Source organism: Allobosea sp. P2_B12, from assembly GCF_056404835.1.
In genome coordinates, this window is the sequence record NZ_JBFUDG010000002.1 from 524,420 (window position 1) to 533,521 (window position 9,102).

A 9,102-nucleotide genomic window follows, 5' to 3' on the forward strand; every position below is an offset into this window, starting at 1 on the left:
CCTCGATTTTCACCTCATGCTGAAGGCTTTCCGGCACGGGAATGGCCGGCGATGGTCTCGTCCGTCTCCCGGCCTGGCAGCGTGGGAGCGTTCGCGCCATGCCGCCTGAGCAGCGGCAAACCCGACCCGGTCGATAACCGGCTAATATATTGAATTGTATAGAAATTCCTGATGCCGTTAACCTGCCGTTCGCTCGCATCTGCGAAACAGCCGACACCTTCGACGATGGCGGCCATGACGATGCGTAGACTGGGTTTGACGGCGAAGATCATCCTGCTCTTCGCGCTTCTGAGCCTGGCCGCGGGGGCGGGTCTCGTCAGTGCCGTGCGCGGTCTCGACGCCGTTCACGGTATCGACGAGGAAGCTCTCGACGCTCTCGAACTCGCCAACCGGGCCGCCCTGCTCACCAACCGCGTGACCTATGCCTCGCTGCTCAGCCGTTTCGACGAAGGCGCCAGCGCACGCGATGTCGAGAGCGCGCTCGACCAGCTGGACGGCGCCGTCGACCTGGTCGATTCCGCCCGCGCCAATCTGCTGTCGTCCCTGCCGCCCGAGATGCGGCAGGCGCATCCGACCCTGGATTCGCGCATCAGGACGTTCATCGCCTTTCAGCGTGACATCGTCGACATCGGCCGGCGCATCTCGGCCAAGGCCGCCTTGCTGGAAGCTGGAGCCGACGAGGCGCAGCAGAATGTGCGCCAGATCATCGTGACGACGACGAGCATGCGCGACGCACTGACCCGCATGGCCGGAGACGCAAGAGCGAGAGCCGCCGAGCTTGCCGCCAATGTGCGCCAGAGGACGATCGCCCTGGCATTGCTTTTGCCTTTTGCCGGCGGCGTTCTGGTCTTCTTGCTGCTCCGGACGCATCTGACGCGGCCCCTGCGGGACCTGATGGCGGCGATCGCGCGCGCGACCGCGTCGGATACGCTGATCGAGGTGCCGCATCAGGGCAGGGCGGACGAGATCGGACAACTGGCCCGCACCGTCAGGACGTTCAGCGAGGTCCGGGCGACCCTGGTGACGCGCGAGGCCGAGGCCGATCTGGCGCAGCAGCACCGGCAGGCGCGGACGCAGGATCTCGAGCGCATTGCGGATGAATTTGAGCTCAGGCTGGGGACGTTGCTCGGCGAGATCGCTGATTCCAGCGAGGTTCTGCGCGCCGCGCTGCAGGACTCGGCCGTGCGGATTCATCAGGTCTCGAAGAGCGCCGCGACGGCGGCCTCTTCCGTGAAAGGCGCCGGCGTCGATGCCCAACACAGCACCGACGCCGCCTTGCGGCTGGAGCATGTGATCGGGCTGATCAATGCCGAGGTCCGGCGGGTCTCCGTGATGGCCACCGCCGCGACGCAGGAGGCGGCGGGAACCTCGGCGCTCGTCGAGCGCCTGACCGACAATGCCTCGCAGATCCGCGACGTCGTCGGGATCATCGAGGCGATTGCGCGCCAGACCAACCTGCTGGCGCTCAACGCCACGATCGAGGCGGCGCGGGCCGGCGCGCATGGCCGCGGCTTCGCGGTGGTTGCGAGCGAGGTCAAGGATCTGGCGAGCCAGACAGGCGAGGCGACGGCCAAGATCGTCTCGCGCATCGCGCTCGTCAACGAGGCGCTGTCGCATGCCGCAGGGGCGGTCTCGGCGATCGCGAGCAGCGTCGGCGCGGTGGAGCAGACCAGCACCGAGATTTCGACGATGGTCGGGTCCCAGGCTGAACTGCTCGGCTCGCTCGGCGAGACCGTGTCGCGCATTTCCGACGTGACAGGAACCGCCGCCGGCGCGATGTCGGAGATCGCCGTGGCCAATGCCCAGAGCGTTGCCCAAGCCGATATGGGAGCGGCCAGCGCGCGGGCGCTCGACGAGCGCATCGGGACGCTCCAGCGCGAGGCCTTCGATTTCGTTCGACGGCTGCGCGCCGCCTGAACCGGTTTGGCGCCATCGCGCTCGTCATCTCTCTTGCCTTCGGCGCGCGACTCGTCCCCATCTGCGGGCATGTCTCCGAACACGCCCACCCCAGCATGACCTGGTCGCCGCAACAGGATGCCGCGCTCAGCGCGGTCGCGCGCTGGCTCCAGGCCGGCGAGCCGCAGCTGTTCCGGATGTTCGGCTATGCCGGCACCGGCAAGACCACGCTGGCGCGCCATATCGCCGAGGCCGTCGATGGCGATGTCGTCTTCGCGGCCTTCACCGGCAAGGCGGCGCTGGTGCTGCGCAACAAGGGCTGCGTCGGCGCGCAGACGATCCATTCGCTGATCTACCGCTCCCGCGGCGTCGACGAAGAGAGCCCGACCTTCGTGCTCAACCGCGAGAGCACGGCAGCCAAGGCCAAGCTAGTCATCATCGACGAGTGCTCGATGGTCGATGAAGACCTCGGCCGTGACCTGCTCTCCTTCGGCACGCCGGTGCTGGTGCTGGGCGACCCGGCGCAGCTCCCCCCCGTCAAGGGCGGCGGCTTCTTCACCGAATCCGAGCCCGACATCATGCTGACCGAGGTCCACCGCCAGGCGGCCGACAACCCGATCGTGCGGATGTCGATGACCGTGCGCGAGGGCGGGCGGCTCGATGTCGGCGAGTACGGGCCCAGCCGCGTGATCCGGCGCAGCGAGGTCGATCCGCAACTGGTGATGAGCGCCGACCAGGTGCTGGTCGGCATGAACAAGACGCGGCGCAACTACAATGCCCGGATGCGCCAGATCATGGGCCGGACCGAAACGGTTCCGGTCGCGGGCGAGAAGCTCGTCTGTCTGCGCAACGACAAGAGCAAGGGCCTGCTCAATGGCGGCTCATGGATCGTGCAGGAGCTGAAGACCTCGAAGAAGGGGCTCGTCACCATGCGGGTGACGCCGGAGGACGACCCTTCGGCCAAGCCGGTGAAGGTCTCGGTGCTGCCGAACTTCTTCGATGGCACCGAGGACGAAATCCCCTGGGAGCTGCGCAAGCACACCGACGAATTCACCTTCGGCTACGCCCTGACGGTCCACAAGGCGCAGGGTTCGCAATGGAACGACATCGTGCTGTTCGACGAAAGCTTCGCCTTCCGCGAGCATCGGGCGCGGTGGCTGTATACCGGGCTGACGCGGGCAGCGGAGACGATCACGGTGGTGGTTTGAGGGGTGGGCTATATGCCCCCCTTGCGCGTTAAGCTGGGGTGGGCTATACACCCCCTGCGGCTTGGCGCGGGAGGGTTAGATGGCTCAGATGATTGTCAGCGATCACACGATTTGGCTTAAGCATATCGATAGCGTTCATATTGTTGGTAAAATTACTGGTTTGAAACAGAACGCAGCAATTGCCTTGCGTGTCGATGGCAAGCCCATGCTGTTTCGAAAGATGCGAGATGGGGGGGATGGTAGGCCCACCCCAGGCATTCGCCCTGACGAGGCATTCAAGGACTACTGGAACCGGATCTATCGTGAGCGCCGAGGTGAAGCGGTCGAGATTGAGTTGGACGATACGCCTTCGACCGATCCCTATCTCGCAGCGGTGTCCGAACTCATGACGGAGTGGACCAGCAAGGCCGATGCGGACGCGTATGATGACCTCTGACGATCTGGACCTGGATCGTTGGGACATCGTCGTCGCGCCGTTTCCTTTCACGGATATTGCTTATGGGAAACCACGGCCCGTGGCCGTTCTTTCCAACGCGGCGTTCAACAAAACTCATGGTCATGTGATTACGACGATGATCACGACGGGTGCTGGCAGCCGATGGGAGAGCGACCACGTCATCGTCGATTTGTCACCGACAGGCCTCAAGCACGCCTCCCTGCTGCGGTGGAAGCTTGTGACGCTTTCGCTAGCGATCATCCCGCGAAAGATCGGAACCCTCGGTCAAGTCGACCGAGGGTTGCTGACGGCGAAACTGGCCGGGATACTGTTCGGCTGAAGCTCACAACGCCTGCGATGTGGTTCCCTTCGCGACGATCGGGCCGGTTGGCCGCCCTGTCGGCGAGCCTGTCGCGTTCTCGATCGTGATCTCGAAGAGCTGGTCCCTGCCGAGCGGCAATTGATCCAGCCGCAGGGGCGTCGTGCGAGCGCGGTCGATCAGGCCGACGGAGCGGGGGCCGACAGCGCGGTCCCACAGCGTCCAGATTTCGAGCGCCTTGCCCTCGGGCACGGCGATGTTCTGCAGCGGCACCATCTCGACGCGGCCATTGGCGAAGGTGTTGACGACCGCGGCCGCCACGTTGGCGTCCGTCAGCAGCACCGCCACCATCAGCGGCTGGCGCCTGGCGCGGTCGAGCGCGCCGTTCAGGCCGATGGCGAGCAGGATCGCCGCCAGGGCGCCGGCGAGAGCCGCGCCGCGCCAGATGAACAGGCTGTTCCACCAGTCGGCCAGCGTATTGCCAGCCTTGAGCGCCTTGAGCCGTCCGCGCTCGGCGGCAGGCAGGATCGCCGCGATCTCGGCCTCGATGCGGGGCCAGAGGCCGGGCGAGGGCGGGATCGGCCGCGCGGTCGCGTCGATCGCGGCAAGGTGGCCGCGCCAGCTCTCGACGGAGGCCGCCAGCGCCGGCTCGCGCTCGATGCGCTGCTCCAGAGCCGTCCGGTCGGCGCCTTCTACGAGGCCGAGGACATATTCGCCGGCCAGCGCGTCGCGCTCCTGCGGCGTTCCGTTCAGATCCGTCGAGGGGCTCATCCGAGGCACTCCTTCAGGGACATCAGCGAGCGCCTGATCGAGGATTTGACGGTGCCGATCGGCAGCTTCAGCCGGCCTGCGATCTCGCCATGGGTCAGGCCCTGGACGAAGGCGAGCAGCACGAGGCCGCGCCGCTGCGGCGGCAGGGTCTCGAGGCAGGCGTGCAGCGCCTTGGCATCCGACAGTTTCGACATGACCGTCTCGGGATCGTCCTCTTCGCTTGCCGCCTCTTCGGAGACAGGGGCATCGCTCGTTTCAGTCCGCTTCTCGTCGCGCAGGATCGAGAGAGAGCGGTTGCGCAGGATCGCATAGATCCAGGTCAGGCCGGCGCCGCGCTGCGGATCGAACCGCGCGGCATGCCGCCAGATCAGGACGAAGGCATCCTGCACCGCCTCCTCGGCCAGCGCGCGGCGCTTGAGCAGACGCTGCGCCACACCGATCATACGCGCCGACTCGGCATCATAGATGCGGCGGAGCGCGGATTTATCTCCCGCGGCGCACGCCAGGAGCGCCGCCTCGATCTCTCCTGCCTTCTGTGTCAACGCGCCCCCCGCCATCCCCGTCTCCTTCCGGCGTCAGCCCGAGAGACCGATCGCCAACCCCGGTCTACGCGGCGGGTTCCCGTTCGGATGCGTATTTCTTCTTTATTTTTCAGCCGGCATCCGGCCCGCCCAGCCCAGCATATCCGCTGCGAGTGCCGCGGCCGCCAACCGCCAGAGCGGTACCTCTACGATGAAACGGAGGACAACGACATGACCAGGATCACACGCCTCGCCAGAACTACGCGCCTCGCGCTGATCGCCTCGACCATCCTCGGCAGCTCTTTCGCAGCATCCCTCTCCGCCCAGGCCGGCACGCTCGCCGCGCTGACCGGCGACGACACCCTCACCCTGATCGACACTGCGACCCAGAAGGCCGGCAAGTCGATGAAGGTCACCGGCCTTTCCGGAAAGATCGCCGGCATCGACGTCCGCCCTGCCGACGGCATGCTCTATGCGCTGACCACCGACGGCACGATCTACACCGTCGACAAGGACGGCAAGGCGACGATGAAGTCCAAGATGGACACCGTGCTCGCCGCCGGCGCCATGGCGACCGTCGATTTCAACCCGGCCGCCGACCGCCTGCGCGTGATCGGCTCGGACGGCACCAATCTTCGCGTCAATGTCGAGGACGGCAAGACCACCGTCGACGGCAAGCTGAAATTCGCCGAGACCGACATACACAAGGGCGAGGCCCCGATGATCGTCGCCGGCGCCTACAGCAACTCCGTCAAGGGCACCAAGGAAACGGCGCTCTACGACATCGACGGCAAGATCGGCGGTCTGATCAAGCAGGCGCCGCCCAATGACGGCGTGCTTGGCGCCATCGGAAAGCTCGGCGTGATGCCGAAGGTGATCGCCTTCGACATCGAGACCGCCGCGGATGGCACGAACACTGGCTGGCTCCTCGCGGACGGCGCCTTGCACAAGGTCGACCTCGCCACCGGCAAGGCCTCGATGGTTGGAAAGGTGACCGGGCTGAGCGCGCCGGTGCGTGATCTCGCGGTGCTTCCGGCGATGTGACCAGCCCGATCCTGACCGACGATTCGGGAACCGCCGCCTCGCAAGGGGCGGCGGTTTTTCCTTGATTGGAGGCCGATTTCGGCTCCGTCGGTTGCGGCCGATCCGGCGAAACGTCAGATTCTCGCGTTTCGCTTCTGGTTTTCGCCACAGTTCTGCGGCCAATCTGCGTCCGCCCGACAAACGAGCGGAGACGACCGCATGGCGAGCCCGTCCGATGCACGCAGCGACAGCGTGGGATTGCAGCGTTTCGGACTGGGCTTCGCGCTGGGCCAGAGCGGCGACATACGGGCGAGCGCACGCGACCGGCTGCTTGCCGAAATCGAGCGGCGGGGGCTGCCGCAGCCGGCCGGCGTGCCGTTTTCGGGCGCGGCCGAGATCGGCGCCGCACTCTATGCCTTCGAGGATCGCGAAAAACTCGAGCGCGAGGCGCGCCGGGCGGTCGAAACCAAGGTCGCAGCGGCGCCGCCTCTGCCTGCCCCACCTGCTCCGGGGACAAGCCAGAACCAGATGGCTCAGCCCAAGCCCGCGAACGAGCCGGCGCTGCCCTACCGGACCTATCGCGACGAGGTCCTGGCGCGGGTGCGTCTCGCGCTCGACACCGAGACGGGCATTGGCGAGCGGCTCGTCCAGTTCTGGTCCAACCATTTCTGCATTGGCGCGACCAAGAGCAACATGACGCGGATCATGGCGGGCGCCTATGAGCGCGAGGCGATCCGCCCGCATGTCTTCGGCCGCTTCGAGGAGATGCTGGTCGCCGCAGAGAGCCACCCGGCGATGCTCGAATTCCTCGACAACCGGCTCTCGATCGGCCCGGCTTCGCCGGCCGGCAAGCGGCGCGGGCGCGGCCTGAACGAGAACCTCGCCCGCGAGATCCTGGAACTGCACACGCTGGGCGTCTCCGGCGGCTATGCCCAGGTCGACGTCACCAACCTCGCCCGGATCATCACCGGCTGGACGGTGGTGGGACGCGAGGCGGTGCTCGGCTTTCCCGGCTCGTTTGCCTTCAATGCCGGGCTGCACGAACCCGGCGCCCCGGCCATGCTCGGCAAGCATTATGGTCAGCCCGGCAAGGCGCAGGGATTGGCCGCGTTCAGCGATCTGGCGAATCATCCCGCCACGGCCGATTTCATCGCGCTCAAACTCGTCCGGCATTTTGTGGCCGACGATCCCCCGCCCCAGCTGGTGAGGGATCTCTCGGCGGTTTTCCGCAGCAGCGAGGGCGATCTGGCAGCTGTCTCGCGCGCCCTGATCGAGTCGAATGCCGCATGGCGCGCGGAGCCGACGAAAATCCGCTCGCCGCAGGAATTTCTCCTCGCCGCCTTCCGGGCGCTTGGGCGAAAACCCGATTTCGGCCAGATCATCGGGCCACTCAATGCAATGGGCCAGCCCTTCTGGCAGCCGTCCGGTCCCAACGGCTATCCCGACAGCAACGATGCCTGGGCTTCGCCCGAGGGCGTCAAGACACGGATCGACGTCGCTGCCGGCTGGGGCCGGCAGGCCGCGGGCAGCGTGCCCGATCCCCGCGCGCTGGCAGAGGAAATCCTCGGCCCGCTCATGTCTGCGCAGACGCGGCAGGCGGTCGCGCGGGCCGAGAGCAAGCCGCAGGCGCTGGCGCTGCTGCTGATGTCGCCCGAATTCCAGCGGAGGTGATGCCGATGCGCGATGACGACGACGATTGCGAACGGATGACGCCCTCGCGCCGCGCCGTGCTCGGTGCGGCCGGGGCGCTCTTCGCCTGGTCCTTCGTGCCGAGATTCGCCTATGCGGCGGCGGGTTCGCGCGATCCGCGCTTCCTGCTGGTGGTGCTGCGCGGCGCGCTGGACGGGTTATCGGCGGTGCCGCCGATCGGCGATCCCGATTATGCGGCCCTGCGCGACGATATCGCGCTGACGCGGGACGGCCCCGATGCGGCGCTGCCGCTCGATGGCTTCTTCTACCTGCATCCGGCCATGCCGAATCTCGCGCGCCTCTATGCCTCGGGCCAGGCTTCGGTGGTGCATGCGGCTGCCACGGGTTATCGCGAGCGCTCGCATTTCGACGGGCAGGATGTGCTCGAAAGCGGGCAGGCCGGGCCGGGCAAGACGGAGAGCGGCTGGCTCAACCGGCTGATCGCGAGCCTGCCGGTGGGAGAGGGCATTTCCCAGCGCGGCGTGCTCGGCGTCGGCGTCGTGCCGCCTCTGGTGGTGCGGGGTGAGGCACCGATCCTCGGCTGGGCGCCGCCGCGCATGGCCCGGGCGGGCTCCGACCTGATCCAGCGGCTGGAAGATCTCTATGGCCAGCGCGATCCGGGACTGGCCCGCGCCCTGGCTCAGGCGAAGCTGACCGAGGAGATCGCGCAGCGGCGCGGCATGAGCGGCGAGGCCAAGGGCGGTGGCGGCCCCGACAGTGCCGACGGCATGAAGCGGATTGCAGAGGGCGCGGCCGCGCTGGTCGGCGCCGATGACGGGCCGCGCATCGCTGCGCTCGCCTTCGAGGGCTGGGATACGCATGCGAATGAGGGCGGCGCCAAGGGCCGGCTGGCGCAGTTGCTCGGCGGCCTCGACGGCGCGCTGGCTGCCTTCGAGCAGGGGTTGAAACCGGTCTGGAAGGATACCGTCGTGATGGTTGTGACGGAGTTCGGCCGCACCGCGAAGGTCAACGGCACGGTCGGCACCGATCACGGCACCGGCACGGTCGCCTTCCTCGTCGGTGGCGCCGTGAATGGCGGACGGATGATCGTCGATTGGCCGGGGCTGAAGCCGGAACAACTCTACGAGAAGCGCGACCTGAAGCCGACCACCGATATCCGCGCCGTGGCGAAGGGCGTGGTCTCTGAGCTGTTCGGGCTGTCGGGGCCGGTGCTGGCCGAGCGGGTGTTTCCGGGCAGCGGCGCGCTTGCGCCGATGGCGGGGCTGGTGGGGTAGCCCG

At 67.2% G+C, this 9,102-nt stretch carries 10 protein-coding genes; 7 read left to right on the plus strand and 3 right to left on the minus strand.

Annotated features, from left to right (window positions below):
• Positions 1-14: 14 nt before the first annotated feature.
• On the minus strand, positions 15-272 hold the full coding sequence (locus tag AC1DYU_RS07750; protein WP_476791116.1) for a hypothetical protein: 258 nt from the start codon (positions 270-272) through the stop codon (positions 15-17).
• On the opposite strand from AC1DYU_RS07750, the gene AC1DYU_RS07755 reads away from it, so the two are divergent.
• The 4 genes from AC1DYU_RS07755 to AC1DYU_RS07770 all read left to right on the plus strand — a co-directional run bounded on the left by AC1DYU_RS07755 (position 235) and on the right by AC1DYU_RS07770 (position 3,880).
• Positions 235-1,917, plus strand: coding sequence for a methyl-accepting chemotaxis protein (locus AC1DYU_RS07755; RefSeq protein ID WP_476791117.1), 1,683 nt, complete (start codon positions 235-237; stop codon positions 1,915-1,917). The genes AC1DYU_RS07750 and AC1DYU_RS07755 overlap by 38 nt on opposite strands.
• A gap of 95 nt (positions 1,918-2,012) precedes the next feature.
• The gene (locus AC1DYU_RS07760; RefSeq protein WP_476791118.1) at positions 2,013-3,104 is read left to right on the plus strand and encodes an ATP-dependent DNA helicase; all 1,092 of its coding nucleotides are present in this window, start codon (positions 2,013-2,015) and stop codon (positions 3,102-3,104) included.
• 79 nt (positions 3,105-3,183) lie between these two features.
• A complete protein-coding gene (locus tag AC1DYU_RS07765; protein ID WP_476791119.1) occupies positions 3,184-3,540 on the plus strand; it encodes a hypothetical protein in 357 nt (118 codons plus the stop codon).
• Positions 3,530-3,880: a type II toxin-antitoxin system PemK/MazF family toxin gene (locus AC1DYU_RS07770; RefSeq protein WP_476791120.1), complete on the plus strand. Its 351-nt coding sequence runs from the start codon at positions 3,530-3,532 to the stop codon at positions 3,878-3,880. The genes AC1DYU_RS07765 and AC1DYU_RS07770 overlap by 11 nt, the downstream gene beginning before the upstream one ends.
• A gap of 3 nt (positions 3,881-3,883) precedes the next feature.
• Here the strand turns inward: AC1DYU_RS07770 and AC1DYU_RS07775 are convergent, their stop codons facing one another.
• Together AC1DYU_RS07775 and AC1DYU_RS07780 are read right to left on the minus strand one after the other, a co-directional pair.
• The gene (locus tag AC1DYU_RS07775; RefSeq protein ID WP_476791121.1) at positions 3,884-4,630 is read right to left on the minus strand and encodes an anti-sigma factor; all 747 of its coding nucleotides are present in this window, start codon (positions 4,628-4,630) and stop codon (positions 3,884-3,886) included.
• Positions 4,627-5,187: a sigma-70 family RNA polymerase sigma factor gene (locus AC1DYU_RS07780; protein ID WP_158483953.1), complete on the minus strand. Its 561-nt coding sequence runs from the start codon at positions 5,185-5,187 to the stop codon at positions 4,627-4,629. Before AC1DYU_RS07780 ends, AC1DYU_RS07775 begins: the two co-directional genes overlap by 4 nt.
• 195 nt (positions 5,188-5,382) lie before the next feature.
• On the opposite strand from AC1DYU_RS07780, the gene AC1DYU_RS07785 reads away from it, so the two are divergent.
• The 3 genes from AC1DYU_RS07785 to AC1DYU_RS07795 all read left to right on the plus strand — a co-directional run bounded on the left by AC1DYU_RS07785 (position 5,383) and on the right by AC1DYU_RS07795 (position 9,098).
• Positions 5,383-6,195 carry a DUF4394 domain-containing protein gene (locus tag AC1DYU_RS07785; protein WP_476791122.1) on the plus strand — a complete coding sequence of 271 codons (813 nt, stop codon included), beginning with the start codon at positions 5,383-5,385 and terminating at the stop codon, positions 6,193-6,195.
• A gap of 198 nt (positions 6,196-6,393) precedes the next feature.
• Complete coding sequence (locus tag AC1DYU_RS07790) at positions 6,394-7,845, plus strand: DUF1800 domain-containing protein (RefSeq protein ID WP_476791123.1); 1,452 nt, start codon at positions 6,394-6,396, stop codon at positions 7,843-7,845.
• Between the two features lie 5 nt (positions 7,846-7,850).
• Positions 7,851-9,098, plus strand: coding sequence for a DUF1501 domain-containing protein (locus tag AC1DYU_RS07795; protein WP_476791124.1), 1,248 nt, complete (start codon positions 7,851-7,853; stop codon positions 9,096-9,098).
• Positions 9,099-9,102 lie beyond the last annotated feature (4 nt).